Annotated in this window: 29 protein-coding genes; 16 read left to right on the forward strand and 13 right to left on the reverse strand. The window is 61.2% G+C overall.

The features are described from left to right. Window positions 1-28: 28 nt before the first annotated feature. The 3 genes from ABSE61_RS00480 to ABSE61_RS00490 all read left to right on the forward strand — a co-directional run bounded on the left by ABSE61_RS00480 (window position 29) and on the right by ABSE61_RS00490 (window position 2,910). Complete coding sequence (locus ABSE61_RS00480; protein ID WP_423869087.1) at window positions 29-1,033, forward strand: ABC transporter substrate-binding protein; 1,005 nt, start codon at window positions 29-31, stop codon at window positions 1,031-1,033. A 198-nt stretch (window positions 1,034-1,231) separates the two neighbouring features. Beyond that, window positions 1,232-2,260, forward strand: a complete 1,029-nt coding sequence (locus tag ABSE61_RS00485) for an ABC transporter substrate-binding protein (protein ID WP_423869088.1) — start codon at window positions 1,232-1,234, stop codon at window positions 2,258-2,260. 170 nt (window positions 2,261-2,430) lie between these two features. Next, the gene (locus ABSE61_RS00490) at window positions 2,431-2,910 is read left to right on the forward strand and encodes a nucleoside deaminase (RefSeq protein WP_423869089.1); all 480 of its coding nucleotides are present in this window, start codon (window positions 2,431-2,433) and stop codon (window positions 2,908-2,910) included. Here ABSE61_RS00490 and ABSE61_RS00495 read toward each other — a convergent pair. The 6 genes from ABSE61_RS00495 to ABSE61_RS00520 all read right to left on the reverse strand — a co-directional run bounded on the left by ABSE61_RS00495 (window position 2,907) and on the right by ABSE61_RS00520 (window position 8,918). Continuing rightward, window positions 2,907-4,136 (reverse strand): MFS transporter, encoded by a 1,230-nt coding sequence (locus ABSE61_RS00495; RefSeq protein ID WP_423869090.1) that lies wholly within the window; start codon window positions 4,134-4,136, stop codon window positions 2,907-2,909. The two genes, ABSE61_RS00490 and ABSE61_RS00495, sit on opposite strands and share 4 nt — an antisense overlap. A gap of 133 nt (window positions 4,137-4,269) precedes the next feature. Further along, entirely contained in the window at window positions 4,270-4,989 is a 720-nt protein-coding gene (locus tag ABSE61_RS00500) for an ABC transporter ATP-binding protein (protein WP_423869091.1), read from the reverse strand. Further along, window positions 4,989-5,744, reverse strand: a complete 756-nt coding sequence (locus tag ABSE61_RS00505; protein WP_423869092.1) for an ABC transporter ATP-binding protein — start codon at window positions 5,742-5,744, stop codon at window positions 4,989-4,991. Before ABSE61_RS00505 ends, ABSE61_RS00500 begins: the two co-directional genes overlap by 1 nt. An 8-nt stretch (window positions 5,745-5,752) precedes the next feature. Beyond that, window positions 5,753-6,586 (reverse strand): branched-chain amino acid ABC transporter permease, encoded by an 834-nt coding sequence (locus tag ABSE61_RS00510; protein WP_423869093.1) that lies wholly within the window; start codon window positions 6,584-6,586, stop codon window positions 5,753-5,755. A gap of 2 nt (window positions 6,587-6,588) precedes the next feature. Beyond that, window positions 6,589-7,467: a branched-chain amino acid ABC transporter permease gene (locus ABSE61_RS00515; protein ID WP_423869094.1), complete on the reverse strand. Its 879-nt coding sequence runs from the start codon at window positions 7,465-7,467 to the stop codon at window positions 6,589-6,591. Window positions 7,468-7,694: 227 nt separating this feature from the next. Beyond that, window positions 7,695-8,918, reverse strand: a complete 1,224-nt coding sequence (locus tag ABSE61_RS00520) for an ABC transporter substrate-binding protein (protein WP_423869095.1) — start codon at window positions 8,916-8,918, stop codon at window positions 7,695-7,697. Between the two features lie 157 nt (window positions 8,919-9,075). Here ABSE61_RS00520 and ABSE61_RS00525 point away from each other — a divergent pair, with 157 nt between their 5' ends. Genes ABSE61_RS00525 through ABSE61_RS00535 form a run of 3 tightly spaced genes read left to right on the forward strand, consistent with a single transcriptional unit; the run spans window position 9,076 to window position 12,379 of the window. After that, window positions 9,076-9,669 (forward strand): amino acid synthesis family protein, encoded by a 594-nt coding sequence (locus ABSE61_RS00525; RefSeq protein ID WP_423869096.1) that lies wholly within the window; start codon window positions 9,076-9,078, stop codon window positions 9,667-9,669. A 22-nt stretch (window positions 9,670-9,691) separates the two neighbouring features. Continuing rightward, window positions 9,692-11,170, forward strand: coding sequence for a 4-hydroxyphenylacetate 3-hydroxylase family protein (locus ABSE61_RS00530; protein ID WP_423869097.1), 1,479 nt, complete (start codon window positions 9,692-9,694; stop codon window positions 11,168-11,170). A gap of 12 nt (window positions 11,171-11,182) precedes the next feature. Beyond that, a complete protein-coding gene (locus ABSE61_RS00535) occupies window positions 11,183-12,379 on the forward strand; it encodes an amidohydrolase family protein (RefSeq protein ID WP_423869098.1) in 1,197 nt (398 codons plus the stop codon). Window positions 12,380-12,603: 224 nt separating this feature from the next. Here the strand turns inward: ABSE61_RS00535 and ABSE61_RS00540 are convergent, their stop codons facing one another. Both ABSE61_RS00540 and ABSE61_RS00545 read right to left on the reverse strand, forming a co-directional pair. After that, entirely contained in the window at window positions 12,604-12,984 is a 381-nt protein-coding gene (locus ABSE61_RS00540) for a cupin domain-containing protein (protein ID WP_423869099.1), read from the reverse strand. Between the two features lie 42 nt (window positions 12,985-13,026). Then, a complete protein-coding gene (locus ABSE61_RS00545; RefSeq protein ID WP_423869100.1) occupies window positions 13,027-13,557 on the reverse strand; it encodes a flavin reductase family protein in 531 nt (176 codons plus the stop codon). 144 nt (window positions 13,558-13,701) lie between these two features. Here ABSE61_RS00545 and ABSE61_RS00550 point away from each other — a divergent pair, with 144 nt between their 5' ends. Together ABSE61_RS00550 and ABSE61_RS00555 are read left to right on the forward strand one after the other, a co-directional pair. Next, window positions 13,702-14,379, forward strand: coding sequence for a DUF2848 domain-containing protein (locus ABSE61_RS00550; RefSeq protein WP_423869101.1), 678 nt, complete (start codon window positions 13,702-13,704; stop codon window positions 14,377-14,379). An 89-nt stretch (window positions 14,380-14,468) separates the two neighbouring features. After that, on the forward strand, window positions 14,469-15,074 hold the full coding sequence (locus ABSE61_RS00555; RefSeq protein WP_423869102.1) for a MarR family winged helix-turn-helix transcriptional regulator: 606 nt from the start codon (window positions 14,469-14,471) through the stop codon (window positions 15,072-15,074). Between the two features lie 21 nt (window positions 15,075-15,095). On the opposite strand, the gene ABSE61_RS00560 is transcribed toward ABSE61_RS00555, so the two are convergent. After that, window positions 15,096-16,190: a D-alanyl-D-alanine carboxypeptidase family protein gene (locus ABSE61_RS00560; protein WP_423869103.1), complete on the reverse strand. Its 1,095-nt coding sequence runs from the start codon at window positions 16,188-16,190 to the stop codon at window positions 15,096-15,098. A gap of 84 nt (window positions 16,191-16,274) precedes the next feature. Here ABSE61_RS00560 and ABSE61_RS00565 point away from each other — a divergent pair, with 84 nt between their 5' ends. Further along, a complete protein-coding gene (locus tag ABSE61_RS00565) occupies window positions 16,275-16,607 on the forward strand; it encodes a hypothetical protein (RefSeq protein WP_423869104.1) in 333 nt (110 codons plus the stop codon). A gap of 212 nt (window positions 16,608-16,819) precedes the next feature. Then, a complete protein-coding gene (locus ABSE61_RS00570) occupies window positions 16,820-17,041 on the forward strand; it encodes a hypothetical protein (RefSeq protein WP_423869105.1) in 222 nt (73 codons plus the stop codon). A 77-nt stretch (window positions 17,042-17,118) separates the two neighbouring features. Here the strand turns inward: ABSE61_RS00570 and ABSE61_RS00575 are convergent, their stop codons facing one another. The 4 genes from ABSE61_RS00575 to ABSE61_RS00590 form a co-directional block, all read right to left on the reverse strand. Further along, window positions 17,119-17,304: a hypothetical protein gene (locus tag ABSE61_RS00575; RefSeq protein ID WP_423869106.1), complete on the reverse strand. Its 186-nt coding sequence runs from the start codon at window positions 17,302-17,304 to the stop codon at window positions 17,119-17,121. Then, window positions 17,291-17,536, reverse strand: a complete 246-nt coding sequence (locus tag ABSE61_RS00580) for a hypothetical protein (protein WP_423869107.1) — start codon at window positions 17,534-17,536, stop codon at window positions 17,291-17,293. The genes ABSE61_RS00575 and ABSE61_RS00580 overlap by 14 nt, the downstream gene beginning before the upstream one ends. Before the next feature lie 166 nt (window positions 17,537-17,702). Next, window positions 17,703-18,812 (reverse strand): FUSC family protein, encoded by a 1,110-nt coding sequence (locus tag ABSE61_RS00585; RefSeq protein ID WP_423869108.1) that lies wholly within the window; start codon window positions 18,810-18,812, stop codon window positions 17,703-17,705. Between the two features lie 136 nt (window positions 18,813-18,948). After that, on the reverse strand, window positions 18,949-21,114 hold the full coding sequence (locus ABSE61_RS00590) for a carboxypeptidase-like regulatory domain-containing protein (protein ID WP_423869109.1): 2,166 nt from the start codon (window positions 21,112-21,114) through the stop codon (window positions 18,949-18,951). A 456-nt stretch (window positions 21,115-21,570) separates the two neighbouring features. Here ABSE61_RS00590 and ABSE61_RS00595 point away from each other — a divergent pair, with 456 nt between their 5' ends. The 6 genes from ABSE61_RS00595 (at window position 21,571) to ABSE61_RS00620 (ending at window position 26,790) form a co-directional block, all read left to right on the forward strand. Continuing rightward, window positions 21,571-22,452 carry an isocitrate lyase/PEP mutase family protein gene (locus ABSE61_RS00595; protein ID WP_423869110.1) on the forward strand — a complete coding sequence of 294 codons (882 nt, stop codon included), beginning with the start codon at window positions 21,571-21,573 and terminating at the stop codon, window positions 22,450-22,452. A 63-nt stretch (window positions 22,453-22,515) separates the two neighbouring features. Then, window positions 22,516-23,544 (forward strand): ABC transporter substrate-binding protein, encoded by a 1,029-nt coding sequence (locus tag ABSE61_RS00600; protein WP_423869111.1) that lies wholly within the window; start codon window positions 22,516-22,518, stop codon window positions 23,542-23,544. Window positions 23,545-23,554: 10 nt separating this feature from the next. Then, window positions 23,555-24,346 (forward strand): ABC transporter ATP-binding protein, encoded by a 792-nt coding sequence (locus ABSE61_RS00605; protein WP_423869112.1) that lies wholly within the window; start codon window positions 23,555-23,557, stop codon window positions 24,344-24,346. Continuing rightward, on the forward strand, window positions 24,343-25,104 hold the full coding sequence (locus ABSE61_RS00610) for an ABC transporter permease (RefSeq protein ID WP_423869113.1): 762 nt from the start codon (window positions 24,343-24,345) through the stop codon (window positions 25,102-25,104). The genes ABSE61_RS00605 and ABSE61_RS00610 overlap by 4 nt, the downstream gene beginning before the upstream one ends. After that, window positions 25,101-25,901, forward strand: coding sequence for an ABC transporter permease (locus ABSE61_RS00615; RefSeq protein ID WP_423869114.1), 801 nt, complete (start codon window positions 25,101-25,103; stop codon window positions 25,899-25,901). The genes ABSE61_RS00610 and ABSE61_RS00615 overlap by 4 nt, the downstream gene beginning before the upstream one ends. A gap of 19 nt (window positions 25,902-25,920) precedes the next feature. Next, entirely contained in the window at window positions 25,921-26,790 is an 870-nt protein-coding gene (locus tag ABSE61_RS00620) for an isocitrate lyase/PEP mutase family protein (protein ID WP_423869115.1), read from the forward strand. Window position 26,791: the final 1 nt, after the last annotated feature.

Here is a 26,791-nt window from a genome sequence, read left to right on the forward strand (position 1 = left end):
GCAACATCGGGGGCCAGGTGATCAAGCCATGGTGAGCAGACGCGAATTCGTCGGCGGTCTCGTTGCGTTGCCGGCACTGGTGCGCCCCGCACGCGCCGAAGTAGCAGCAATCAAGCTCGGCAAGCAATATGGCTTGCCGTTCCTGCCGCAGATGGTGATGGAGGATCGCAGGCTGATCGAGGCGCATGCGGCCAGCCTCGGCATCAATGGCCTTAATGTCGTCTGGCAGACTATGGGCGGCCCGGGTGCACTGAACGACGGGCTCTTGAGCGGAAATATCCAGTTCGTCAACGTCGCCTCGCCGTCACTCGCCACGTTATGGGACAAGACGTTTGGGACACCGCAGGAAGTGCGCGCGGTCTGCGCGGTGCAATCGATGCCTTACATTCTGACCACGCGCAATCCGGCGGTGAAGACGATCGCCGACTTTACTTCCGCCGATCGTATCGCGGTGCCGACGGTGAAGATTTCCGGCCAGGCGATGGCGCTGCAAATGGCCGCCGCCAAGTTATGGGGTTTTGAAAAATACGACCGGCTCGATGAATTCACGGTTTCGATGGGCCATCCGGACGCCATGCAGGCGGTCGTCTCCGGCCAGACCGTGAACAGCCATTTCAGCGTGGCGCCGTTCGACACTTACGAATTGCGGCTGCCCAACATTCACCAGGTGCTGTCAAGCTACGAGACCGACGGCAAGCACACCAATGGCCTTCAGGTGACGACCAAGGCTTTTCATGATGCCAACCCGAACATCTGCAAGGCGGTGCGGGCGGCGCATGAAGAGGCCAACGCGTATATCAAGAGCGAACCGAAGGCCGCCGCCGAAATCTACCTGAAGCTCGTCAACGACAGGAAGAACTCCGCCGACGATCTCGTCGCGATGATTACCGATCCCGACATCGACTACACCACGACGCCGGCCAATCTGATGAAACATGCCGCGTTCATGCACAAGGTCGGCCGCCTCAAACATTTGCCGGCGTCATGGAAGGACCTGTTCTTTGCCGAGGCCCATGACCTCAGCGGAAGCTGAGACGCCGCTTTGGTCGGCCCTCGCGGGCGCCTTATGAATTCTTGGTGATGTTCGTCTGATGTTCGTTTCCCGGCCGGTCTGCTCTGCGGGAGCCGGGGTCTGGAATGGCACACAATGGTCCGAAAAGTGCATGAGCGTGGAAGGCCATTCTTGGCTAACATCAGCTACCTTTCGATATCCACGACCGGAGTTATTTGCATGAAGCGTTTGTTCGTTTGGGCCCTGGCCTGCCTCGCGGTCGCAGCGATCCCCGGGGCGGCAAATGCCGATCCGGTCAAGATCCGCTTCATCCTGGACTGGAAGGCGCAGGGACCGGGCGCATGGTTCTATGTCGCCCGCGACAGCGGTTATTTCGCGGCTGAAGGGCTGGATGTGACGATCGACCAGGGCGATGGATCGGCCGCCGCCGTCAGTCACATCATGACAGGCACCTATGATGCGGGGTTTGGCGACATCAACGCCGTCATCCAGAACGCCGCTCTGCATCCGGGCGAACAGCCGCTGATGGTCTACATGCTGTACAACCGTGCGCCCTACGCCTTGATCGTCAAGGCGGATGGCCCGATCAAGACCTTGAAAGACATCGAGGGCCACATCCTGGCGGCACCGGCCGGTTCGGCAACCGAGCGCATGTTCAAGCCGCTCGCGCTCAAGAACGGCGTTGATGCTTCCACGGTCAAGGTCCTGAACGCCGCGCCCAACCTGATCGAGCAGCTGCTGGTCACCGGACAGGCTGATGCGATCGCGCAATTTGCGCCGACCAGCTACATGAATTTTCTCGCCATGAAAAAATCACCGGAGAAGGATTTCCGGTGGTTCTTCTACAGCGAGAACGGTCTGGATCTTTATTCCAACGGCATCCTGGTTTCCCAGAAGCTGCTCAAGGAAAAACCGGAAGCCGTTCGCGGTCTCGTGAAGGCCCTGAACCGGGCGATCATTCAGGTCGCGGCCAATCCCGATATCGGGATCGCGATCCTGCAAAAAGTCGAGCCGCTCACCAATTTCGACCTAGAAAAGCAGCGGCTGATCTATACCGTCGATCAGCAATTGCGAACGGAAGAAGTCGCAAAGCTTGGGCTTGGCGATCTCGACGACAACAGGCTCAACGCCGCGATCAAGACGGTCGCGGATGCGTATGCGCTCAGCCGTACGCCTGCAATCGACGAAGTCTTCAGCCGTGCCTTCCTGCCGCCAAAGGCCGATCGCATTTTGTCGGCGGGCCACTAAAGCGCGATGAGATTTGGTTGAATCATCATCGCGCTTTAGTTCTTTGATGAAGCATGATCTTTTCGGAAAACCGCTTCACACTTTTCCGGGTCATGCTTTAGCCGAGACGGTCCACTAATCGAAACGATCGCCGGGCCGGCGAATAGAAAAGTAAACGATGGAGAACGACATTGGAACTCGATCATAACCGCTTCATGGCGATCGCCATCGAGGAAGCGAAAGCCGGCGGGGCACAAGGCGAACAGCCGTTCGGCGCGGTCGTGGTCGACGGCAACGGCGAGCTTGTTGTCCGCAGCCGCAGCCTCAAGGTGTCGGCATGCGACGCCACCGCCCATTCGGAGACGCTGGCGGTCAAATACGCGACGCAGAAGCTTGGACGGCGTATGCTGCCGGATTGCACGTTCTATGCGACCTGCGAACCCTGTCCGATGTGTCTGGGCGCCATTCTCAACGGCGGGTTCAATACGCTTGTGCTCGGCGCCCGCAACCGGGATATCAAGCAACTCGCCAAGATCGCGTTCAATTTCAAGGATTATACGGTCGAGCGTTTCGCCGAAATGACCGGGTGGAATTTGAAAGTGATCGAGGGGATCAGAACGGCGGAGTGCGTCCAGCTGTACGCGACCTCCAAAGTCGAACTGACCCGCTAGGACGGTGCGGTTTTCGCCTTGGCAAAGGCAATGCCTTTGGCCTCGGTACCGACCGCCGTCAGAACAGCGATCACGAGAGCAACCGATCCGGCGACGACCGCCAGCGCCAGTCCGTAATTGCCGTTGTAATGCGCAGCGATGCCGGCTTGGAGCGTCGCGTTCACCGACGCGATCAGGTTGCCCAATTGATAAACGAAGCCGGGAAACGTCCCTCGCGCATTGTCCGGCGACAACTCGTTCAGATGCACGGGAATGACGCCCCAGGCGCCTTGCACGGTGAACTGCATCAGAAACGCACCGACCGCGAGCAAAGCGGGGCTATCCGAGAAAGCCCAAAGCGGAATCACCGGAAGGGATAGAAGGCTCGCGATGATAATGCATCGCCGTCTGCCGAAACGCTCGGACAGCGTGCCGAACAGAATGCCGCCGCAGATGGCGCCGATGTTGTAGATCACCGCGATGATGCCGACGGCGTGCGGCGACAGCTTGTGTTCTACTTCCAGAAATGTCGGATAGATATCCTGGGTACCATGGCTGAAGAAATTGAACGCCGTCATCAGCACGACCGCGTAGATGCCAAGCTGCCAGTGCGATTTCAGAACCGCTAACGTGCCGCCTCGCTCGGCGGCCGCGGCCTTGCTCCAGCTTGGCGATTCCGGAACGTTGCGGCGTATATACAAAACCAGCAGGGCTGGAATGACGCCGACCATGAACATGCCGCGCCAGCCGATGTAAGGGAAAAGAAGCGCGTAGACGATCGAGGCCATGAAATAGCCGGCGGGATAGCCCGATTGTAGCAGGCCGGAAACAAATCCACGCGCATGGGGCGGAATGGTTTCCATCGTGAGTGAGGCGCCGACGCCCCATTCGCCGCCCATCGCGACGCCGTACAGCGCGCGCAGGATGATCAACACCGTCAGGCTCGGTGCAAAGCCCGATGCGAATTCGAGGATCGAATACAGGAGAATGTCGACTATCAGAGTTGGCCGTCGGCCCCAACGGTCGGCGGCACGGCCAAAAATAAAAGCGCCGATGGGGCGCATCGCCAGCGTCAACAGGATCGCAAGCGTAACGTTCGAAATGTCGGTGTGGAATTCTTCGGCAATATCTTTCAGCACAAAAACCAACAGGAAGAAATCGAAGGCGTCCAGCGACCATCCGAGAAAGCTCGCCGCGACGACATGCTTTTGTTCACTGGTCCAGCCGGACAACGCTGCAATGGCCATCGGGTTTGCCTCGAGCTAAAATGAAAAAATATCACTCTTGCGGATCATTGGGTTATGCCGAAGCGATGGCAAGTGAATTAGAGGTGACCCTGGCTTACCGTTGGTATGAACCTGTTTGCAATGCAACAGACGTTCAGCCTGCGTTGGTGACGCGGCCGCCGAGGAACGTTTCCGACACCACGGGATCGCCGATGAGTGCCTCGGCCGGACCTGACGTGACGACGCGGCCGGTCTCCATCAGATAGGCGCGGTCGGCGATCTTCAGCGTTTGCCGGGCCTTTTGCTCAACCAATAACACCGTGAGCCCTTCGCGCCGCAGCTCCTGAATCATCTGAAACACAGCTGCAGTCATTTTGGGCGCGAGCCCGAGCGATGGTTCATCGAGCAGCAACAGCCGGGGTTTTGACAGCAGTGCACGCGCAATCGCCAGCATCTGCTGTTCGCCGCCGCTCAGCAGGTTCGCAAGGACGTGGCGTCGCTCGCCAAGAATTGGAAAGCGCTCCAGCATGGCGGCGAGGTCCGACAAGCCCTGCGCCTTGTCCGCGCGGGTGTAGAGGCCCATCAGCAGATTCTCTTCCACGCTCATGGAGCCGAGAATGCCGCGCCCCTCGGGCACCAGCGCAATGCCGCGCCTGAGGTTGCGTTCGGCGCTGTTGGGCCTCAAAGTGTCCTTCTCGAACGCAATCGTCCCCTGGTAAGGCAGGAGCCCGGCGATGGCGCGCGCGACGGTGGTCTTGCCGGCGCCGTTGGCCCCGATCAGCGCCACGATCTCGCCGTTGGCGATGTCGAGGTCGATGCCGCGCACCGCCTGAATCGCGCCGTAGCGAACGCTGAGATCGCGAACAGTCAGCATCAGTCGGCCTGTCCCAAATAAGCGTCGAGCACGGCGGGGTTGACCCGGATTTCGTCCGGCCGTCCTTGCGCGATCAGGACGCCGAAGTCGAGCACATAGAGGGTGTCGCAGAGGTTCATGACAAAGGCCATATCGTGTTCGATCAGGAGAATACTGAGGCCGTCGTCCCGAAGCTTCAGCATCAGGGTTCGGATGGTCTCGGCTTCGTCGTGATTCATGCCGGCGACCGGTTCGTCCAGCAGCAGCAGTTTGGGTCGCGCGGTGACCGCGCGCGCCATCTCGACTTTGCGTTGCAGCCCGTAAGGCAGCGAGCGGGCGAGGCGGTTGCGGACCTCACCGAGCTCGAAGAACTCCAGCACCTCTCGCGCGCGAGCGATGGCTTGCGGATTGGAAAGGCGGGTCGGCAGCAGCCTTTGCAAGGCGAATCCGGTACGTGGCTGCGCCACCAACAGATGTTCCCACACCGTCATGTCGGTGAATAGCCGGATGTTTTGAAAGGTGCGCATAATTCCGGCCCGCGCGATTTGATACGACGGCTCGTCGGTCACGGCCTTGCCGTCGAGCATGACGGCGCCGGAAGAGGCGCGATAGGCGCCGGTGATGACGTTGAAGGTCGTGGTCTTGCCGGCGCCATTGGGGCCGATCACACCGACGATCTGGCACGGTTCAACTTGAAGCGAAAGATCGGTCAAGGCGTGGACGCCGCCAAACAGCTTGGAGACGCGATCGAGCTGCAAACGGGGAGGCGTTTCCATCACCGCGCTCATGCCGGCAATGAAGGCAGCGCAAAGCGCAGCAGCGCGCGGTCGAGCAGACCCTGGCGGCGCACCACCAGCATGCCGATCAGGAGCGCGCCGAACGCAGCAAAGCGCCAGTCGGCGAGAAACCGCAGATATTCCGGCAGCACCACCAGGATCACCGCGCCGGCGAGCGCGCCGGGTGCTACCGTCGACCCACCGAGGATGACGGCGAGCACGAAGTCGATCGAGCGTTCGAATGAGAAATTCCCTGGCTCGATATAGACGTGGTGATGCGCAAACAGCCCGCCGGCGATCGCCGCCACCGCGGCGCCAAAGCCGAAGGCGCCGACCTTGATGCTGGTGGCATTGAGACCGACCAGACCCGCGGCGGTTTCGTCATCGCGCACCGCGCGAATCTCGAGCCAGATCTGCGATGTCTCGAGCACCATGACCAGCACAAGCACCAGGAGCGCCCAGATCCAGATCGTGCCGGTGGAGACATGCTGCATGCCGTGAAAGCCTTCCGGTCCTCCCATGGCGGAAAAGTTCAGGAAGAAGCTGCGTACCATCTCGCCGAAGCCGAGCGTCGCCATGGCAAGATAGATGCCTTTCAGCCGCAGCGCCGGAAAGCCAACGACCACGCCGATCACGCCCGCGACAAGCGCTGCGATCAGGAGCGAAGGCGTCAACGGCAGGCCGGCTTTGACCGTCAGCCAGGAGGTGAGGTAGGCGCCGATCCCCATGAAGCCGGCATTGCCGAGCGACAATTGCCCGGTCGACAAGATGATGTAGACGCTGAGCGCGCCCAGCAGGAGAATGCCGACGTCGGCAAAAATCCCTGCGTAATACACCGACATCGTTACACCCGCTGATCTTGATTGCGGCGGCTGCCGCCGAGCAATCCTTGCGGTCGAAGCAACAGGATCAGGATCATAAAGCCGTAGACCACGAAGTCGCGGATTTGCGATCCGCCATAGGCAACCGTCATCACTTCCACCACGCCCATCAGAGGTCCTGCGATCAAGGCGCCCCAGATGCGCGTCGTGCCGCCGACCACCATCACCGCGATCGCTTTCAGCCCGATCTCGACGCCGATATAGGGCGTGATCGCCGCATAGTGCAGGCCGATCAGGACGCCGGCAGCACCAGCCAGCGAACCGGACAACATGAATGCGATCAGCGTGATCCGGCCGGCCGAGACGCCGAGCAGGCGTGCGACGTCGCGGTTTTCGGCGACGGCGCGTAGCGCGCGTCCGATCGACGTGCGCTGGACCAGAAATGCAAGCAGCGCCACCAGCACAATGGTCACGCCGAGCACCGTGAGCTGGATGGCGCTGATGCTCACCGCGCCGATGTTGAAGCGCTCGGCGAAGACCTCTTCGGTCAGTTGCAGCGGATCGGAACCCCAGATGTTGGTTGCGACATTTTGCAGGATGATCGAGAAGCCAAGCGTGGACAGCATCGGCGTCACCACGGGCGCGGTGCGGAACGGCTGGTAGCCGACGCGTTCGATGACGGCCGCGACCAGTGCGGCGCCCGCCATGCCGGCGATCAAGGCGAGCGGCAGCGGCAGTTGCGCCAGCACCACGGCGAACCCGAAATAACCGCCGAGCATGAAGAGTTCGGCGATCGCCAGATTCAGGACGCCCAGGATTCCCATGACCAGCGAGTAGGACAGGGCGATCAAGGTGTAGACCGCCCCGAGCGTCAGGCCGTTCACGAGTTGCTGGATCAGCACTTCAGGGGCCCCCAGAGGAGAGGTTCGCGGATTGTGTCGTTTGGCTTTGCAGTCATCGCCCGGCTCGACCGGGCGATTTAGCAGTGCGCAGCTTCAATGGAATATTCAGTGTTTGAGGCGTGCAGGCCTCACCTCTCGATGGTCGTGGTTACTGGGTCGCCCGGTCATAGGCGAGCGGAAGCGACGCCGTTCTTCGAACGGCTATGCCGGGCGACGACGGGTGATCCTCAACACCCTTGTTTGCCGTCCGGCGCGCTGCAGCCGCGCACCTTCGACTGCCAGGCGCCATTCTGGCCCTGCACGATATAGAAGGCCTTGATGGCATCGCCGTCTTCGTTGAAGCCGATCGGACCTCCAAGCCCGGCAAAGCCCGCGAGCTTCGCCATGTAGTCGCGGATCTTGGTGCGGTCGGCTTCGAGGTCTTCCGGCTTGCCGGTGACGCCGGCCTTTTTGATCGCCTCGATATAGATGCTGCCGATCTCATAGATATTGGCGTCATACATGCTCGGCTCGATCTCCGGCGGCAGGCCTGAGATCTTGCGAAGGACCGGCGTCAGTTCCTTGACGAATTTCTCCGGCTTGTCGCCGGTCATGCTGGCGTAGAAGGTCGCCGGCGCCACGATCGGAATTTCCGGCGCAGCTTTCAGGATCGCCGACGAAATCAGTTGCGTCGAGCCGACCACCGGCTTGATGACGCCCTGCCGCTTCATCTCGCGAATAACAGTGACGGCCTGGCTATAGTCGGCGCTGACCACGACGCCGTCGGGGTTGAGCGCCTTGATCTTGGTAACTTGCGCGCTGACGTCGAGATCGCCGGTGTTGAAGGAGAGCGGATCGCTGGCGTTGGCGACTTCGATGCCGTTGTCCTTCATCAGCCCCGGCATGATCTTGCTGCCGACAGTCGCGGCGGTCGCGTCCTTGGCGTCGAAGATGATCGCGACCGTCTTGATGCCGAAGGCCTGCTTGTAATACGGCACCGTGGTTCGGCCGAGCACGCCTTCGTCGATGGTGTTTCGGAAGGCCCAGGGGCGGTTGAGCTTGGCGACGCCGGGCTTTGAGGAGGCCTGCGAGGTCGAGACCACCTTCATCTCGTTGGCGACGGGGAAGGTGACTTCGGCGGCGCTCGACGTCAGCGGCCCCGCAACCGCGAGCACATGGTCGTCGCCCGCGAGCTTGCGAAGGTTGTTGGTCGCCTGCGCCGGTTTGGTGGCATCGTCGAGAATCAAAATGCGTAGCTTGGCGCCGTTGATGCCGCCGCCATCGTTGACTTGTTTCTCCAGCATTTGCAGCGTCGCCGTATTAGTTCGTCCCCATTCGGCGAAGGGGCCGCTCGACGGCACGATCGCGCCCAGCACGATCTCGGCGTCGGCCGCTTTGGCCGTGCCGCTTGCGATTGCTCCCGCCGCCATCAGACCGGCGGCCATCAACACGCTCATTGATTTAGACGTCATGCGGAAACTCCTCATTAGCCTCGCCAATCCGCCAGCCCCGAGGTCCCCTAGCATCTTCCCTCCGGGCTTACCTTGCGAGAAGCTAGCACTAGAAAGCGAGCTTGAAAAGCTTCGTTAGTTATGTAATCTTAGAAGATAGTTTAAAGGAGGGAGAGCGATGACTGAGCCGGGCGCCAAGATGCCGATCAAGCGGGTCCTCACTTTTCTCGACGAGATCAGGAGTGCCGACGGGCGCGACGTCGTGCCGCCGCTTCGTATGGCAGCGGCGGTCGCAATCATCGACAACCCGTTTGCCGGGCGTTTTGTCGAAGACCTTTCGCCTCTCACGCGCGCCAGCGAAGCGATCGGCCGCGAAATCTGCGCAATTGCTGTGCGGCTGTTGGCGCCGGATCAGGCAGTCAGTTACGGCAAGGCCGCCGTGGTCGGCACCAATGGCGAGCAGGAGCACGGTAACGCGATGCTCACCACCGTATTCGGCAACGTCATGCGCGAGGCGGCCGGCGGCGGCAAGGCCTGGATTTCGTCGATGACCAAACGCGCCGCGCCCGGTGCGGCGATCGACATCCCGCTCGCGCACAAGGATGCGCTTTACGTGCGCTCGCATTACGATGGCATGACCTTGACGCTATCGGATGCGCCGCAGCCGAACGAGATCGCGATCATCGCGGTCTATGCCACGCGTGGCCGGCCGAACCAACGCGTGGGCGGCCTGTCGGCATCTGACATCAAGGGCCAGGACGGATTGGTTTAAAGACCAAGAAGTGGAGCACAACATGACGGTTGCAAAGACAGGCGCGGAGCACATTGCCTCGCTGCGGGACGGGCGCACAGTCTATATCGATGGCGCGCTTGTGGAAGACGTCACCACGCATCCTGCGTTCAGGAATGCAGTGCAGTCTTCGGCCTCACTCTATGACTTTCAGGCCAGGCCGGAGAATATCGAACTCCTGACGTTTATGCCGGAAGGATCCAACCGCCGCGTCAATCGCGGCTGGCAGATGCCGAAGAGCTATGAGGAAATGGTGACGCGCCGCAAGGCGCTGCAGGCCTGGGCGCGAGTGCATTACGGCTTCATGGGCCGCTCGCCGGATCACGTCGCCTCGGCCCTGATCGGGCAGCGCATGGGCATTGAGGTATTTCGTAAGCACGGTCCGCAGCGTGCCAAAGCGCTGGAAGATTACGTCGACTATGCCACCAAGAACGACCTGTTCCTCACTTACGTGATCATCAACCCGCAAGCCGAGCGCGCCAAGAACTGGGGCGACCAGACCCAGGACCTTGTCGCGCGCATCGTCGATGAAGATTCCACCGGGATCACCATCCGCGGCGCGAAGATGCTCGGGACGTCCTCGATCATGGCCAATGAGGTGCTGGTCGCCAATTTGCAGCCGCTGAAGCCGGGCGAGGAAGACCTCGCCTTTTCCTGCGCGCTGCCGATGAACGCCAAGGGCATCCGTGTGCTGTCCCGCAAATCCTATGAAGCGTCGGCGGTATCGGTGTTCGACAACCCGATCTCGTCGCGCTTCGACGAAAACGACGCGTTGATCTATTTCGACGACGTCAAGGTTCCATGGGACCGTCTGTTCGTTTACCGCGACACGGACGTCTGCCGTCAGCAATTCCACGACACCTGGGGCCATTCCTACCAGAACTACCAGGCGCAGATCCGCCTCTCGGTGAAGATCCGCTTTCTGGCAGGGTTGGCCCGCCGGCTGACCGAGGCCATCGGCACCACCAATATTCCTTCCGTCAGCGAGAAGCTCGGCTACATGGCGGCGCAGGCCAGCATGGTGGAGGCGATGCTGTCGGGTATGGAGGCGAGCGGCTCCAAGGCCGGCGAGTACTGGGTGCCGAACAAGCATTTCATGTATTCGGCACAGGTGCTGACGCAGGATCTCTATCCGCAGTTCATCAATGCGATTCGCGATCTTTCCGGCGGCGCCCTGATCATGCTGCCGTCCTCGATCAAGGACTTCGGCGATCCCATGATCAACAAGATCATCCAGACGACCCAACGTGCCGCAACCCTGGAGCCGGAAGACAAGGTGAAATTCCTGAAAGCCTGCTGGGATGCCGTTGGCTCGGAGTTCGGTTCACGGCATCAGCAATACGAGATGTTCTACGCCGGTGCGCGCTTCGTCACCGCGGGCCACAGCTTCCGCACCTATGACTGGAACGGGGCGACCGCGCTGGTGGAGAATCTTCTGGCCTCGTATGCGCTGAGTGACGAACAAGGCGGGGTGAAACACTAAAGGACGCCGCACATGAAAGTCGCGATTACCAATCTCGGCACCATCGTTTCCGGCGACTGGCGCGCGCCGTTCGTTCAAGGCGACACCGTCATTGCTCATGACGGAAAGATTGCCATTGCTGGCACCGCAAACGCGGCCGAGGTCGAGGCCTGCGACGTCGTGATCGACGCCGGCGGCATGACCGCGATCCCGGGTCTGATCGATTCCCATGTTCATATCACTTTCGGCGATTACACGCCGCGCCAGCGCACGGTCGGTTATCTCGAGAGCTATCTGCATGGCGGGGTCACCACGTCGATCTCGGCGTCCGAAGTGCATGTGCCCGGCCGCCCGCGCGATGTCGAGGGCGTCAAAGCGCTGGCGTTGGCGGCACAGCGCTGCTTTGCGGATTATCGCCCCGGCGGCATGCGCGTGATCGCGGGGTCGGTCATTCTCGAACCTGGCTTGAAGGACGAAGACTTCACCGAGTTGGCGGGTAAAGGCGTCGGCCTTGCCAAAGCCGGTTTCGGCGCGGTGAAGACCGCCTACGATTACGTGCCGCTGGTCGCTGCTGCAAAAGCGGCGGGCATGATCACCACCTGCCACACCGGCGGTTCGTCGATCCCCGGTTCCGGCGCGATCACCGGCGATCATCTGTTGAAAATGCATCCGCACGTCTCGTTCCACATCAACGGCGGACCGACGGCGATGCCGGACCGCGACTTCGAGCGCGTCATTCGCGAAAGCGAGATGGCGCTTCAGGTCTGCACGGCCGGCAACCTGCGCACGACGTTACTATGCGGCAAACTGGCGCTTGAGCTGGACGCCTTCGATCGCTTCATCATCGCGACCGACACGCCGACCGGCAGCGGCATCATGCCGCTCGGCATTCTCTACACCATGGCGCATCTGGCGAGCCTGACCGTGATGACGCCGGAACAGGCGATCTGTGCGGCGAGCGGCAACAATGCGCGCGTCTACCGGCTTGACAGCGGCTTGTTGAAGACGGGTCACGCCGCCGACATCGTGCTATTGGATGCGCCCGATGGCGGTACGCAAGACAATGCGCTTGATGCCATCCGCCATGGCGATATCGCCGCGATCGGCGCCGTCGTCACCGCCGGCATTCCCCGGTTCGTCGGCCGCAGCCGCAATACGCCGGCAACGACGCGTAAAGCGCACGTCGTGAAATCCACGGTGATGCAGGACTTTGCAGCAGCGGCGCATTGAGGGGAGGGGGCGCAGTGTGCGCCCTGACCGATACTGTCATCGCCCGCTTTAAGCGGGAGATCCAGTAAACATCAGCGTTGCGATCAGCCCGATTGTTGCAAGTCGGTACTGCGCTCGACCACGCGCATCGTGGGTACTGGATCACCCGGTCATAGGCGAGCGGAAGCGACGCCGTTCTTCGAACGGCTATGCCGGGCGATGACTGAGAAAAGCGCGACCTCAGTTCACGCCGGATCGAAATAGTGGATTTCGAACAGCAGGCAGCCTTTTTCCGACTTGAACGGTCCGTGCCAGGCGCCGGGCGGCCGCGAGGCATAGGTGTTGGGCTTGAAGGACTCGCCGCCCTCGCCCTGTTCGTCGTTGCCGACCGTGAGATCGCCCGACACGAGATAAACCTCTTCCCAATATTCGTGTACGAACGGCTTGGTCGTGAAGATGCCAGGTTCGAAGCGCAACAGCCGCGAGCGCGAGCCCTTCTTGTTTTTCTCGTCCAGAGCGCCCGACAGGATTTTCTGCTGAATGCCCGCGGGATAACCGGGCAGCGTCTCCCAGCCGCTCGACATGTCGATGGCGTGAAATTCCTTGTGTTCCTTGTTGACGGCCATCCGGTTGTTCCTTTCTTGATCGAAATTGCGAAGACAAATGCCTCACCAGCCGTGCAGAAGCTCGGCTTCCGGCGGTGGCGCGTGGGCGGTCGCAGCACTCGCAAGCTGGCGATAACGTCCTTCGAAGAATACGAGCGGCCGGCCGCGGGTGAAGGCATGTTCGTGCATGGCCTCGACCCGGCCGACGAAGATCTCGTGGTCGCCGCCGTCGTAGCGCGCATGGCTCGTGCATTCGAACACCACGGCGGCATTGGGGAGCATCGGCACGCCGCTGGGCGAAGTGAGCGCGGGCATGTCTTCCCATTTATTGCCGCCCGCGCGCGCGAACCGGTTGGACACCTGCTCTTGATCCTCGTTCAGCACGTTGATGGCGTAATGCGAGACCGATTGCCAGGCCGCAAAGCTCAACGTTCCCCGATGCACGCTGAACAGGATCAACGGCGGATCGAGTGAGACCGAATTGAACGAACTCATGGTCATCCCGATCAGCTCGCCGTTTGGCGTGCGTGCGGTTGCCACCACGACGCCGGTCGGAAACTGGCCAAGGGCATTGCGGAATTTGCGGGAATCCATGCTGGTACCGCCTATTGGTGCTGCGATCGTGCACGAACTTTGGAAAGTGGGCGCTGGCCTCCGGAACGGCCTTGGGTTATATACTCCATAACTTAGCTAGTTTTCAAAGTATTTTACGAAAGTGCGAAGGAGGCGTTTCGCGGCATGCTCGATTTCCACTTGCTCCCGCGGCAGGGCGATAGCGAACGGATCGGCTTCGACGTCGGGACGCTGGTCGTTGCCGGCTGGACCGGCCGCGACGAGGCGGCTTTGCGCCATCATATCGAGGAGCTTGCCGCCATCGGGGTGCCGCGGCCGTCTTCGGTCCCGGTATTCTACCGAAACGCGACGCTGAATGTGACTCAAACTTCGCACCTTCAGGTGCTGGGGCCGGACACTTCAGGCGAGGCCGAGCCGGTCGTGGTCGCGCATGGCGGGCGGCTGTGGCTGACCGTCGGGTCCGATCACACCGATCGCAAGGCGGAGACGATGGGTATTGCACTGTCCAAGCAGCTCTGCGGCAAACCTGTTGGCCGCGAACTCTGGCTGCTGGATGATGTTGTTGCGCATTGGGATCAGATCAAGCTGCGTGCGTTCGCGACCATCGACGGAGATCGTGTTGCGTATCAAGACGGCACATTGGCCGGCATGCGGACGCCGGCCGACCTGATCGCGCGGTGGGGCAAGCCGCTCGCGCCGGGCACCGTGATGTTCTGCGGCACGCTTGCCGCCATCGGCGGCATTCGTCCAGCCAGCCGTTTTGAGGTCGAGCTGGAAGATCCGGTGCTCGGCCGCGCGTTGCGTCACGCTTACGACATCAACGTGCTGCCGGTCGTCAGTTGATCGGCGGCATCAGGACATCGTACTGATTTCTTACGAGCACGATTCGCGCCTACCGATTTCGGGACCTGCCGATCACCTGGAGAATTTCCTTGTCGCGCCAAAAAGCAAAACCTGAGCGCAGTCCGGCGCCGCGTCGCAACGAACCCGTCCAGTCGCGGAGCGGTCTGCCGTTGACGGTGACCCGTACTGAACTGCTGAACGACGGCACCGACCGCGACTTTCGCAAACTCGTGCACAACATCTTCGCCTTCATGGCACGCCATGAGGCGATCCGCGACAATCATGCCAAGCAGATCGGGCTTGCCGGTATCGAATATACGATCCTGATTTCGATCGGCCATCTCGGCCTCGACGGCGATGTCAATGTCAAGACGGTTGCCGACCATCTGCATATGAGCGGCGCCTTCGTCACCACCGTCACCAGCAAACTGCAGACACTGGGTCTGGCGGAAAAGAAGCCTGATAGTGTCGACCGGCGGCGGATCTCGCTCGCCATCACTGAAAAAGGCCGGGCGCTATTGCGCAAGCTTGCGCCTTATCAGCGCGAGATCAACGACGTCGAGTTCGGATCGCTGACGCGCGAAGACTTTCAAACGATGTCGCGGATTCTCGAAGCACTGATCGCATCGAGCGACAAGGCGTTTGCCCTGCAGCGCTACAAGTCCTCGATCAAGGATTCCACGAAGGTGGCTTGAGCGGCCTGAAAACGATTCCAGCTAGCTTGCGGTTCGCGTCCGTTTTCCGGCGCCGCGATGCTCCCGTGAGGCGAGCTTGGCTGACGATTTTTCCTGCCGGGCTTTCATTCCAGGGTGGTGATCGGCGTATTCCTTGCCGTCGACCGGCGCCACATGCGGCGGGTCTCGATCGAGATAAGGCCGGCCGACGCCGAACTCCTTGCCGTGGTCATCGACCCATTTCCACAGGATTTCGCTGGCAACCAGTCGCTGCGCCCGCGTTGTGCCGTTGACGCTCACGATATCGGCCGCAAGCCCGTGACCGTAGCCGCCGTGGGAACTGCCGCCGTGATACGACCTGTCGTTGGCCGCCTTGAGGCCGCTCGCAATCGATTGGCGATAGTCGTCGCGGAAGCCGCTGGTGATCCCCGGCGACAGTCCCGCTTTGTCGGCGGCGCGAAGCATCTGAAACAGCTTCACTTTGAAATCACGATCGATGCCGCCGATCACATAATCCGACGCGGGCATGCCGACTTTGTCGGCGGCCCTCGGATCCTTCCACGAAAAGTCTTCATCGGTCACGGTCGTGAAGGTCCTCGTGACCGTCACCATCCGGCCTTTTCGTTTGACGGATACTTTTCTCTGTTCCGATACCCTGATCGCGTCTTCCTTGGGCGTGCGTTGGTAAAGCCCCCAAAGATAACGGTCGATGCAGGCGTCCTCAGGCGGACACTGATCGAGAACTTCGAACGAACTGGCGACATTCGAACCGGCGGCGTTCGAACCACTGGCTTGATCCACATCGCCAGGCTCCAGAGACGCCACCTTCGTTTCGGCCGCCGGCTTCGGCGGAGCTTCAGCCGGCGCCACTTCCGGTGAATTGGCCAACGCGGCGGTGACGATCGGGTCTATATCGGATTTGTCCGTGTCAGGTTTGATCGCGGCTTTGGCGGGGTCTTCGGTCATCGACCTAGTGACATCACCCACATTGGCGGCGCTAAACGCGATCGGCGGTGGTTGAACGGCGGGCGCCGTTTCGATGGCCGGCGGCGCAGCGCGCTCGGCGACCGACGCGCCGGTGTTACCGACATCAGCAGAACCAAGCACAGCGAGGCAGGCGAGAACCGAAGCCGGCATCGCTATCTCTCGGCACAACGTGGCCAATGCTACTAACCGCGGGTGCATGATCACCGTCTCCAATGGGGTCGGATACCACGTGTCATGCCGGCCATTTTCGAGCGGTGGGTTGGACAAGCAACGGCCAAATCGCTGGAACCACAGTTTAATAACGCGGTGTTGCTCAAATGCAACGCGTCGCTTTTTCATACTTTGGCAAATTACGGGCCCGGCGGAGGGGTTACCGGAGGTATCGAGCAGAAACCATTTTCCGGCCCGACGACATCGATTTTGGCTGGCGACGAAATCGGCCCGCAACACAAGGGCCGCAGTCTTGGTCATGCAATCAACAATGGAGTTGGTGCCATGACATTCATTCTTCGCTTCATCTATCGCGAATATTGCCGGTCCTGTTTCCAGCACATCAGGTACCTCTGAATAGTCATCATATGCCCCGGCGCAAAACGATCGCGATTCCGACCTTTCTTGCGGCGGCGTTTACCGGAATAGCCATCTGGCTGATCGTGGGGCCGGCGCCTCAGTCCAAAGCCGGTCAACGCCCGCCAGTTCATCGTCTCGATCAGATAGCCGCAAGGTAGCTACCAAGTAGCTGCGTCCCATTTCATCGCCCATTCGATCCGGAGATTATTATGCAGCGCGAATTGCCAACCATCGATTTTTCGACCCAGGCCGAAGTGCGGCTGGAAGCCGAACACCGGCGCACCGAGGAAGTCTCTGGCTTGTTGAGGAGCTGGTTCGGCGAATGGCGGGCCAAATTTCGCCAGCTCGCGCGCCCGGTTTTGCAGACCGTTCAGCATTCGCATCGGACGACGGCTGGCGGAAATCCGCTGGCGCGGTTTGACCGCGCCTGATCCTGCCTAACCGGGCAGGCACCACGCACGCAGCATCGAAGTTCGTAAATGAGGGGCCAAACTTCGGAATCGGGACACTAGTCGCCGGACAACAGTTTGGCCGGTTCGTTGGTCGCGGCGGCATTTTTGGAAGCCGGCCAGAAAGTCGAGCCGGTCAAGATGTGCAAAGCAAGAAAGCCGATCGCGGTCGCCACCAACAGCGCGTACTCGCTCAACCGAACAATCGAAATTTTGCGTTCAGAGCGCCGCTCACTCAGCGTCATCGTCAATTCCTTTCAATATGGGATCGCGGGCCTGGTGCGGAGCCGCGCTGTCAATCAAGTGCTGATATCGTCGAAGAATACGTTGCGCCTCCAGGCGCCTTGAATGATGCAAGGCCTCGAGAACGGCGGCTAAAAATCCTTTTCGCTTCGCCCGGCGTTGATTCGTTTGAGGTTGAGATGAAATTATTTCGGAATGGAAAATCTCATTTTTAGGCAATGACGCATCGCTCATGGGGTAAGCTCTGCTTCGTGATCAAGGCATGGATCGTGCCGCTTTTCGTCGGAAAAGCCTGTGAGACACCTCACATATCAAAGGAATGTGAGTGCGATCGACGCGATCGGATAACGACCGAAAATTTTTTCGAAAATAATTGTTCAGCTGGCGCGGTATTGTCGAACTACTCGTGCACCCATTCGCCGACCACGCGATGCACCTCGAACATGTGCTCGCGAAGCTGCTCAAGCGCGAAGCCGAGCGCGAAAAACCTTTCCGCCGCTTCGCTTTTCATGTCGCGCGTCAGTCCCTCATATCGCACCGCGCCGAATTCCTCGATGTAATCGCGGAACGCGGCCTCTACCGCATCCAGCGATGGTGGCGGTTTCTGGTCCCGCAATGCCGCTCCGCTGGCGCGGAGGAAATCGCGCCCGGCGGCCTCGATATGTTCGAGCGGCGGCGTCAGCCGTTCTGTTACTTCCTCCGGCAACTCGCAGCCGACGACGCGGCCGAGCAATACAATGTCATGGCGCAGCCGTAACAGCGTGCGCAGAAGGGGCCCGGTATCGGGGCCTGAGGTGAGGCGCGCATTGCGCTCGTGCTCGGCTTCGGCGCCGGTCATGTTCAACCGCGTCAGCGCCGAGGCAATCCCGTCCTGGATCCGCCGGCGTTCCGCCTGATCCAGCTCGCGGGTGTGGTCTTCCAGAAATTTCGAGAGCGCATCCGCCATCAGGTCGAGCATGTCGGCCGCGGCCTGGATGGTGATCGCATGCGCGCGCGACGGAAACAGCAGAAAGGAGACGACGAAGCCGACAGCCCCGCCGACGGTCACCTCCAGCACGCGATCGAGCGCCGAAGCCGCCGGACTGACATGCTGCATGCTCGGGACCAAGAGCACAATGATCGCGGTCACCGGCAGCACGTTGAAATTGGCGCGAAACGAAGCGATGAAGGCGAGCGGCGCGATTGCCAGCGCCAGCACCGCGAGCAGCGCCCATTCGCTGTCGTGCGGAATCAGGATCGCAATCGCGCCGCCATAGGCGACGCCTGCGAAGGTGCCGATCAGATAGTCTTTTGCCACCTTCACCGAGCGGCCCAGACTCATCTGGGTCACGATCACCGAGGTCAGGACCGCCCAGAGCGGCAGATGCAGGTGCAGGACCTGCGCCAGTGCGAAGGCCGACAACGCGCCGACCGTCACCCGAAGCGCCAGGATCAATTGCAGCCGGTAGCGGCGAATCCACGTGCGGATTGACGTCAGCAGGCTGGCGGCGCGGGTTTCGTTGGCTGGCATGCGGCTCTAACTGAGAAGGTGAGTCCCCCTTTAGGCCAGCTACCGCGTGAAGACAATGTCAGCCGGGAATGCAAATCGGGCTCCGCAACCTATATGGCGCGGAGCCCGATTTATTTCGAAGAGCTGTTTTAAGCGATCAATGCGCCAGCGGATCGGGCCGCATCTGCACCTTGAACACTTTCGGATAGGCGTCCTTGCCGCCTTCGCCGTGGAAGTTGGCGCGCGTGCCGGAGGTGGTCCAGATGCCGCGGCCTTTCCAGCCCTTGGCGTCATCGTCGATCCGGCCGTCGACATTCTTGGTGAAGAAGCCCTGCGGGTAGGGCATGCGCAGTGTGACGAACTCGCCGTTGACGAGCGCCATCAGCGCTTCGGCACCATTGGCTTCGGCGATCGGCACATTGGCGCCGAGGCCGAGCACATTGTAGCGATCGACCCACACATAATAGGAGTGGTTGGCGCTGCCCTTGGGATCGAGCCCCTTGAATTGCGGCCCCGGCAGCCGATAGACGTGCCAGCCTTCCGGACATTGTTTGCCGTCGGCGGTGGTCGGGCCGTTGAGCGGGCCCTTGCACAGCCTTCGGTCGAAGCTTCCGAGATGGCCGCTTGAGAGCGCCGTCCAAACCACGCCATCCAGCCCGATGTCGATGCCGCGCGGACCGAACGTGCCTTCCGGCGGCTGGTACACTTCGGCGAGCGCGGTGTTGGCGGGATCGGAGCCCGGCGTCAGGCGAATGATATAGCCGGGCTGATCGATGCGCGAGAAGCCGCGGTCCATTGCCTGACCCCAGATCGAATCGTCGACTGGGCTCGGCATGATGCCGTAGAACGAAGCGGCGATGCGCTTGTCCTTGGTCGGATCGACGGGATCCTTCGCGCCGACATAGGCATCGCGCTTGCCGTTGCCGTTGGTGTCGATGACGAGCGCAGTCCAGCCCTGTGAGGCGACGCCGTCCTGCGTCTCGCGGAACTGCTTGGTGTTGAGCCAGCCGACATAGCCGCCGCCGGTGCCCGGACCGCCGGCGCTCATCCACAAAGTCTGGTTGGCGTCGTGTCCGAAATAAAGGTGATGGGTCGTGAAGCAGGTGTTGATCAAATCCCATTTGCCGGTCGCAGGATCGAAACGCGACAGCTCGCGCACCGCGGTCGCCTGCGGATCGGCCTTGGCGGAAGGAAGTTCCGATCCTTGTTTGCAGTAATCGGGGTTAGCCGGCGGGCGCAGCTTGGCGGTGAACCAGACCTTGCCTTGCTCGTCCATCATCACGTTGTGGATGCTCGTGTGCCCGTCCCAGATCGCGTCGTCGCCCCAATAGGCCGAGGTACCGTGCGGCGCGTCCGCCGAACCCGTCATGTTGGGATCGAGGTAAGGCTCCTTGATCGTGGAGGCGATGTTCTTGATCGGATCGAGCGTCGGAATCAGGTCAGTGCTCTCTTCCGGCGATCCGTAGATCAGCCCGTTGGCATTGACATGCGGATTACGTTTGTCGGTCGAGACCGCGTCGTGCTGATAGTGCGTCGGCGAGGCCCAGTCCCACAGCGTGAACACGACGTTGCGCTCGACGCCTTTCGGACGCTCCGGCTTGTCGAACGGCAATGCGCCGGCCGCTATCTTGTCGGTCCACTTCGAGAAAACTTCAGGCACCTTGTCGGGGCCGATGCTGTTGATCGCGGTCGCCATATATTCCATGGCTTGTCCAGCTTGGGTGCGGATCGCCCAGGCGGTTTCCGAATTAGGGACCTGATCGGTGAACATCTTCGGTATTTCGCGGATGCCGCGCGTGCCAATGGCGTGGCAGGACTGACACATGTTCTTCACGGTATCGACGAACTGCGCCTGGCTCTTCATCGTGTCGGGCATCTTGTTGCCTTTGGCGCCGGTGCCGGGAAACTCACTGGGCGCGGGAATGTCGATCAGCGAATACCAGTACATGCCGGGATAAAGCTGCGCGTCCGCGGCACGCGAAGCGGTCGGCTTGACCTTGAAGTCCACCTGCTTGCCCGGTTTTGACTCGACGGGCGCGCTGTCGGTCAGGCCATAGCCGCGAACCCAGACCTTGTAGTTCGCGTCCGGCAGTTCGGGAATGACGAAGCGGCCCTGATCGTCGGTCACCACGATCTTCGCATATTTGGTCGGCAGGTCTTTGGTCTCGGCGATGATCCAGACGCCGGCTTCCGGTCCCTTTTCGCCGGTGACTTGCCCGCCAATGTCATGGGCGGAGATATCGATGTTGGCCGCGAAGACGGCGCCAGCATGCAGCAGCGCCAAAGCGCTTACACCGGTGGCAATCAATCGATTCAACTTCATGGTTCGTTTCCTTGATTTAGGTGGCACTCTCGCGCCAACCGCGCGTCTGTTATGGCATGCGGTCGGTCATGGGGGCTATTTCGACCAAAGTCTTCTTCTTGTCGAGGTACCTCCCATCGGCCGCCTTCCCTTCTCACATGGTGAAAACGAAGGCTGTCGGAACATAATGAGTTTGATGCTGCGCTGCCGATTCCAATTCATGGTCCATTTCTATTGCCGGTACGCATCGCAGCATTCGATTACCTCAGGTTTCAACCGCGCCATCGGCTGGTGGAGGCCGTCGGCCAGTATTGCTTTTTGCCAGATAACCCCTAGGAATCGAGGGGCTGGGCTTGGCGCAACGTGGCGCCGGAGTTCCGGGAAAGACCAAGTCGCAAAAGACCAAGTCTGGAAAAAGAATAATGGCGGAAGCCCTTGAAACAGGGATTCCGCCGAAGGAAACGATAGGAGGACGGCTTGGCTGGGGCAACACCGCTTCGTGCGCTGCTGCAACGCGATGAGTGCCTGACGCTTCCGGGCGTCTTTGACGGCATCTCGGCGCGAATGGCGGCAAGCATCGGTTTCGATGCGCTTTACATGACCGGATATGGCGTCGTCGCCTCGGCACTGGGCGTAGCCGATGCCGGCACCGCGACCTTCACCGAAATGCTCGATCGCGTGCGCTGCATCGCCGGCGCGACAAATCTGCCGTTTCTGGCCGATGGCGACACCGGTTATGGCGGATTGCTGAATGTCGATCGCACGGTGCGCGGTTATGCCGCCGCCGGCGCCTCCGGCATTCAGCTCGAGGATCAGGAATTTCCCAAGAAATGCGGCCACACGGAGTTTCGCCGCGTCATTGCAGCGGACGATGCGGTTGCGAAAATTCGTGTCGCGGTCGATGCACGACCAAGCCGCGATTTTCTCATCGTCGCTCGGACTGACGCGCGCTATGCCGAAGGGCTGGACGCCGCCTTGCGCAGAGCGGAGCGATTCCTGGAAGCCGGCGCCGACGTGCTGTTCGTCGAGAGCCCGGAGAGTCTCGAGGAATTGCGTCGTATTGCCGAAACCTTCAAGGGCGCGGCGCTCCTGGCGAACATGGTCGAGGGTGGCCGCACGCCGTATCTGTCGACCAGCGAACTCGCATCCATGGGCTTCAAGATCGCGCTTTATCCCGGCTCCGGGTTTTTGACGGCGGCCGGCGCCCTGCAACAGGTCTATCGCCATCTGAAGACCGACGGGATCGGCACCGGCGCCAACGCGCCGATGCTGCCGTTCTCCGAAATGAATCAATTGATGGGCTTTCCCGCCGTGCATGCGTTCGAAAAGCGCCACGGCCTCAGCGGGAGCGAGCGTTAGGAACAATCGTCGCGTGTCTCAATCAGGAAATCCTCGCACCGTCTCTTAAAGAAGGATGACGCCATGACACAGGGAAGTTCGCTTTCGCGCTTTCGACGGGTGCTGGATCCGGTTGTTCGGCGCCTTGGTTTTCTCCTTGTTGCAGGCGCTATCATCCTCGCCGGTGAATCTCGGGGCGTGCGGGCCGAGACCATCACGGTGACGCATTGGGGCGGGCAGTTCTATGGCGTTCCCTATGCGGTCGCCATGGAGAAGGGCTTCTTCAAGAAGAATGGCGTCGACGTCACCGGCATCCTCACCGCGGCGGGCGGCGGCACGGCCGTGCGCAACACGCTCGCGGGCGGCATTCCCTTCGGCGAAGTCTCGCTCGCGGCCGCCGTTCAGGCGATCAACTCGGGCCAGAAGCTCATCATCATCGGCGCAGGGTCCTGGTCGGTCGCCGACCAGATGTGGCTGGTGAAAAAGGATTCGCCGCTTCACACCATCAAAGATCTTTTCGGCAAGCAGGTCGCCTATACGGCGCCGGGCTCGGTGAGCAACATGCTGATCCTAATGGCGCTGAAGGCCAACGGCATGACGCCCCAGCAAGTCAAGCTGGTGCCGGCCGGTGATCTCGGCGCCAACATCTCCGCCGTCGGCAGCGGCGCGGTCGATGCGGGCTTCTCGGACGAATTGATCATCGCCCAGAACAAGGAACTGGTGCGGCCGCTGTTTATGGTGCGCGACGTGCTTGACCCGCGCATGATGCAGACCGTGATGATCACCACGGCCGAATATGCCAAGTCGCATGCCGATATCATCAAGGGCCTCGTCAATTCGCGCCGCGAGGGATTAGCCTATACGCTCGATCATCCGGATGAGGCGGCCGACATCACGGCGAAAGCCTACAACAATCCGCACACCGATCTCTTTCGCGATCACATCCGCGAACTGATCAAGGAGAATTACTGGAGCGATGGCCGGCTCGATTATCCCGCCATGAACCACATGGTCGAGGGTCTTCAGATCACAGGACAGATCAAGGGCGATGTCGACTGGCCGAAATATGTCGATACGTCCTATCTGCCGGCGGACCTGCGTCCGACGCAATGAGGGGCTGGCGATGAGTGGGCAGCCGCAGATACAGCTGTGTGAGGTGGTTCGCCGTTATGGCGGACCATCCGGCTTGCAGGCGCTGGGCCCGGTCAATCTCGAGATCCGCAGCGGCGAGTTCTTCTCCATTGTCGGCCCGTCCGGTTGCGGCAAGTCGACCTTGCTCGATGTGGCCGCGGGCCTGGTCGCACCGACCAGTGGCAGCGTGCGCTTCGAGGGCAAGGAATTGCACGGCGAGGTGCCGGACGGCATCGGCGTCGTGTTCCAGGAAGATGCGAGCCTACCGTGGCTGAGCGTGCGCGACAACGTCGCGTTCGGTCTGCGCACGTCGGGTCTGCCGAAAAAGGAAGTGGCCGATCGCGTCGATCACGCCATCGATTTCATGGGGCTCGCGCAATTCGCCGGTCATTATCCGGCGCAACTGTCCGGCGGGATGCGGCAGCGCGTGTGCATCGCGCGGACGCTGGTGTTGCGGCCGCGTTTGATCCTGCTCGATGAACCTTTCGGTGCACTGGACCAGCAGACGCGATTACTGATGGGCGACGAGCTTTTGCGGCTCTGGCGCGAGACCGGCGCGACCGTGTTGCTGATCACGCATGCGCTCGATGAAGCCGCGATGCTGTCGGATCGGGTCGGCGTCATGAGCGCGCGGCCGGGCCGCTTCATCGACATGATCGAGACCGTATGGCCCAGGGATCGCGACAGCCGCATCGTCTCCGACCCGAAATTCGGGGCATTGACCGCGCGGCTGTGGTCTTCGCTGCGTGAGGAATCACTCAAGACCATGGGCCGGGCGGCATGAGGTGGCGGCACGCCGCGCTCATCGTGCGGTCCGCCATCCTGGCGTCGTTGATCGTTCTGCTCGAACTTTGTTGCCGCACCGGCCTCGTCGATTCCCTGGCGGTGATCCCGCCGAGTGAGATGATTGCCTCGATGGTCGATCAAATCGGCTCCGGCGAGCTCAACGCCAGCATCGCGACGACATTTTCGACGATCCTGATCGCCTTCCTGCTGGCCGTCGTCCTTGGCACCATGGTGGGCGCGCTGATCCATCGCTGGTCTCGGTTGCGCGATGTTGCCGATCCGCTGCTTGCATCTTATTACTCGGTGCCGACCTTCATCTTCTATCCGTTGCTGGTGGCACTTCTCGGGCTCGGCAATGCGCCTTTGGTGGTGCTCGGCATTCTCTCCGCCGCTCCGGCGGTTGTGATCTCAACGCTATCCGGTCTCGATGGCGTAGCGCCCGTCTTGATGAAGCTTTCGCGCGTGCATCGGTTGACGCCAGCGCAAACGCTGTGGTGGATCGTAGTGCCGGCGGCATTGCCGCATCTGTTCACCGGCTTCAAGCTCGCATTGAGTTACGCTTTGATCGGCGTCATCGCCGGCGAATTCATCCTGTCCGGCACCGGGCTCGGTTACGCGATTTCCTTTGCCTATCAGAGCTTCGACAACAGAACGATGTATGGCGCGATGCTGTTCGTGCTGCTGGTCGCGGTGACTGCCAACGGCATTCTCTATGTATGGGAGGGGCGATTGGCGCGCCGCCGTTCACGGGGATGAGTGACCTCTCACTGGAAAACGAGCAGGCGACGATCGCGGTGCGCCGCCGCTTCCGTGGCTTCGACGCCATCGTACTCACGCTGGTGATGCTGGCGCTCTGGCAGGCGGTCGGGAGTTGGACCCAAGGCGTAGCGATCTCGCCGCCGTTGCTGACGCTGGTGTATCTCTTTGGCTTGCTCCGTACCTGGATGTTCTGGGATCATGCGGCGGCGACGCTTGCAGCGTTTTGTCTCGCTTTCATGTTGTCGGCGCTGATCGGCCTTGCGCTCGGCTTGATCTTCGGCGTCAGGCGCTTTGCCGGCGAAGTCGCCGAGCCGATTTTGGCCGGCTTCTACACCATCCCGAAAGTGACGCTCTATCCGGTCGTGTTGCTGCTGTTCGGGCTCGGCATGTCTGCGAAGGTGGCCTTCGGCGTCATGCACGGGCTGGTGCCGGTGACGCTGTTCACGCTGGGCGCGGTGCGCAACCTGCCGCCGGTGCTGGTCCGCACCGCCAAAGTATTGCGGCTTTCGCCCGGGCGTACCATGCGCTGGGTCCTGGTGCCGGCGTGCCTGCCTGATATCGTCAACGGCCTTCGCATCAGCTTTTCGCTAAGCCTGCTCGGTGTATTGATCGGAGAAATGTTTTCATCGCAGCGTGGCCTCGGCTTTCTTTTGGTCAACGGCATGGCGCAGAACAACGTGCCGCTGTCGACGGCGATCGTGACCGTGATCGTTGTGATCGCTATTGCCGCCAATACGCTGATGCTGCGCGCGGGGCGGCGTTTCGCGCGGCGACCGGATACTACGGCGAGATAGGCCGCGACAGGAGATTGGTATGACAAGGCCGACCACGATCTTGAAGACCATATTCAGCCGCCGCGAGGGGACGATTTTGCCCGGCGCTGCCAACGGTCTGTTTGCGCGGATCATCGAGGACCTCGGCTATGAGGCCGTCTATGTCACCGGCGCCGGTGTCGCCAATATGTATCTCGGCGCGCCCGACATCGGTCTGACTACGTTGACCGAAATCGCCAGCCACGTCGCGGCGATTTCGGACGCGGTCGCCGTTCCCCTGCTGGTCGATGCCGACACCGGCTTTGGCAATGCCGTCAACATGGTACGCACGGTGAAAGTGCTGGAACGGGCAGGCGCGGCCGGGCTCCAGATCGAGGATCAGGTGTTTCCGAAGAAGTGCGGCCATTTCGACGGCAAGGAGGTCGTGCCGCTGGAGGAGATGCTGGCGAAGATCAAGGCCGCCGTCGATACAAGGAAAGACAGTGATCTCCAGATCGTGGCGCGCACCGATGCACGCGCCGTCCTCGGTCTTTCCGCCGCGATCGATCGCGCCGGCGCCATGATCGAGGCTGGCGCCGATGTGACCTTCGTGGAAGCGCCGACCTCGGCCGAGGAACTGGCGCAGATTGCGAAAAGCCTCATCGTGCCGCAGGTCGCCAACATCGTGTTCGGCGGCCGCACGCCGGAACTGGGGCGGCAGAAATTCGCAGAGCTTGGTTTCGGCTGCGTGCTCTATGCCAACGCGGCGTTGCAGGCGGCGCTCAAGGCCTCTCACGACGTGCTGAAGGCGTTGAAGCAGGAGGGGGCGCTGGCATCGGTCGCCGATCACCTTGCAGATTTCGCCGTTCGCCAGCAGACCGTGTCCAAACCGAAGTTTGACGAACTCGAACGCCGCTACCGTGGGGGATGAT

Origin of the sequence: Bradyrhizobium sp. (assembly GCF_049519115.1) — a bacterium.
GTDB lineage: Bacteria > Pseudomonadota > Alphaproteobacteria > Rhizobiales > Xanthobacteraceae > Bradyrhizobium.

Excerpts from the sequence above, each read along its gene's own strand:
- ABSE61_RS00590 (WP_423869109.1), bottom strand. The coding sequence starts at position 21,114 with ATGAAGTTGAATCGATTGATTGCCACCGGTGTAAGCGCTTTGGCGCTG.
- ABSE61_RS00485 (WP_423869088.1), top strand. The coding sequence starts at position 1,232 with ATGAAGCGTTTGTTCGTTTGGGCCCTGGCCTGCCTCGCGGTCGCAGCG.
- ABSE61_RS00550 (WP_423869101.1), top strand. The coding sequence starts at position 13,702 with ATGCTCGATTTCCACTTGCTCCCGCGGCAGGGCGATAGCGAACGGATC.
- ABSE61_RS00520 (WP_423869095.1), bottom strand. The coding sequence starts at position 8,918 with ATGACGTCTAAATCAATGAGCGTGTTGATGGCCGCCGGTCTGATGGCG.
- ABSE61_RS00610 (WP_423869113.1), top strand. The coding sequence starts at position 24,343 with ATGAGGTGGCGGCACGCCGCGCTCATCGTGCGGTCCGCCATCCTGGCG.
- ABSE61_RS00505 (WP_423869092.1), bottom strand. The coding sequence starts at position 5,744 with ATGGAAACGCCTCCCCGTTTGCAGCTCGATCGCGTCTCCAAGCTGTTT.
- ABSE61_RS00495 (WP_423869090.1), bottom strand. The coding sequence starts at position 4,136 with ATGGCCATTGCAGCGTTGTCCGGCTGGACCAGTGAACAAAAGCATGTC.
- ABSE61_RS00570 (WP_423869105.1), top strand. The coding sequence starts at position 16,820 with ATGCAGCGCGAATTGCCAACCATCGATTTTTCGACCCAGGCCGAAGTG.
- ABSE61_RS00615 (WP_423869114.1), top strand. The coding sequence starts at position 25,101 with ATGAGTGACCTCTCACTGGAAAACGAGCAGGCGACGATCGCGGTGCGC.
- ABSE61_RS00600 (WP_423869111.1), top strand. The coding sequence starts at position 22,516 with ATGACACAGGGAAGTTCGCTTTCGCGCTTTCGACGGGTGCTGGATCCG.
- ABSE61_RS00565 (WP_423869104.1), top strand. The coding sequence starts at position 16,275 with ATGCCGGCCATTTTCGAGCGGTGGGTTGGACAAGCAACGGCCAAATCG.
- ABSE61_RS00480 (WP_423869087.1), top strand. The coding sequence starts at position 29 with ATGGTGAGCAGACGCGAATTCGTCGGCGGTCTCGTTGCGTTGCCGGCA.
- ABSE61_RS00575 (WP_423869106.1), bottom strand. The coding sequence starts at position 17,304 with ATGACGCTGAGTGAGCGGCGCTCTGAACGCAAAATTTCGATTGTTCGG.
- ABSE61_RS00580 (WP_423869107.1), bottom strand. The coding sequence starts at position 17,536 with ATGAGCGATGCGTCATTGCCTAAAAATGAGATTTTCCATTCCGAAATA.
- ABSE61_RS00620 (WP_423869115.1), top strand. The coding sequence starts at position 25,921 with ATGACAAGGCCGACCACGATCTTGAAGACCATATTCAGCCGCCGCGAG.
- ABSE61_RS00530 (WP_423869097.1), top strand. The coding sequence starts at position 9,692 with ATGACGGTTGCAAAGACAGGCGCGGAGCACATTGCCTCGCTGCGGGAC.
- ABSE61_RS00540 (WP_423869099.1), bottom strand. The coding sequence starts at position 12,984 with ATGGCCGTCAACAAGGAACACAAGGAATTTCACGCCATCGACATGTCG.
- ABSE61_RS00510 (WP_423869093.1), bottom strand. The coding sequence starts at position 6,586 with ATGTCGGTGTATTACGCAGGGATTTTTGCCGACGTCGGCATTCTCCTG.
- ABSE61_RS00535 (WP_423869098.1), top strand. The coding sequence starts at position 11,183 with ATGAAAGTCGCGATTACCAATCTCGGCACCATCGTTTCCGGCGACTGG.
- ABSE61_RS00500 (WP_423869091.1), bottom strand. The coding sequence starts at position 4,989 with ATGCTGACTGTTCGCGATCTCAGCGTTCGCTACGGCGCGATTCAGGCG.
- ABSE61_RS00585 (WP_423869108.1), bottom strand. The coding sequence starts at position 18,812 with ATGCCAGCCAACGAAACCCGCGCCGCCAGCCTGCTGACGTCAATCCGC.
- ABSE61_RS00545 (WP_423869100.1), bottom strand. The coding sequence starts at position 13,557 with ATGGATTCCCGCAAATTCCGCAATGCCCTTGGCCAGTTTCCGACCGGC.
- ABSE61_RS00605 (WP_423869112.1), top strand. The coding sequence starts at position 23,555 with ATGAGTGGGCAGCCGCAGATACAGCTGTGTGAGGTGGTTCGCCGTTAT.
- ABSE61_RS00525 (WP_423869096.1), top strand. The coding sequence starts at position 9,076 with ATGACTGAGCCGGGCGCCAAGATGCCGATCAAGCGGGTCCTCACTTTT.
- ABSE61_RS00560 (WP_423869103.1), bottom strand. The coding sequence starts at position 16,190 with ATGCCGGCTTCGGTTCTCGCCTGCCTCGCTGTGCTTGGTTCTGCTGAT.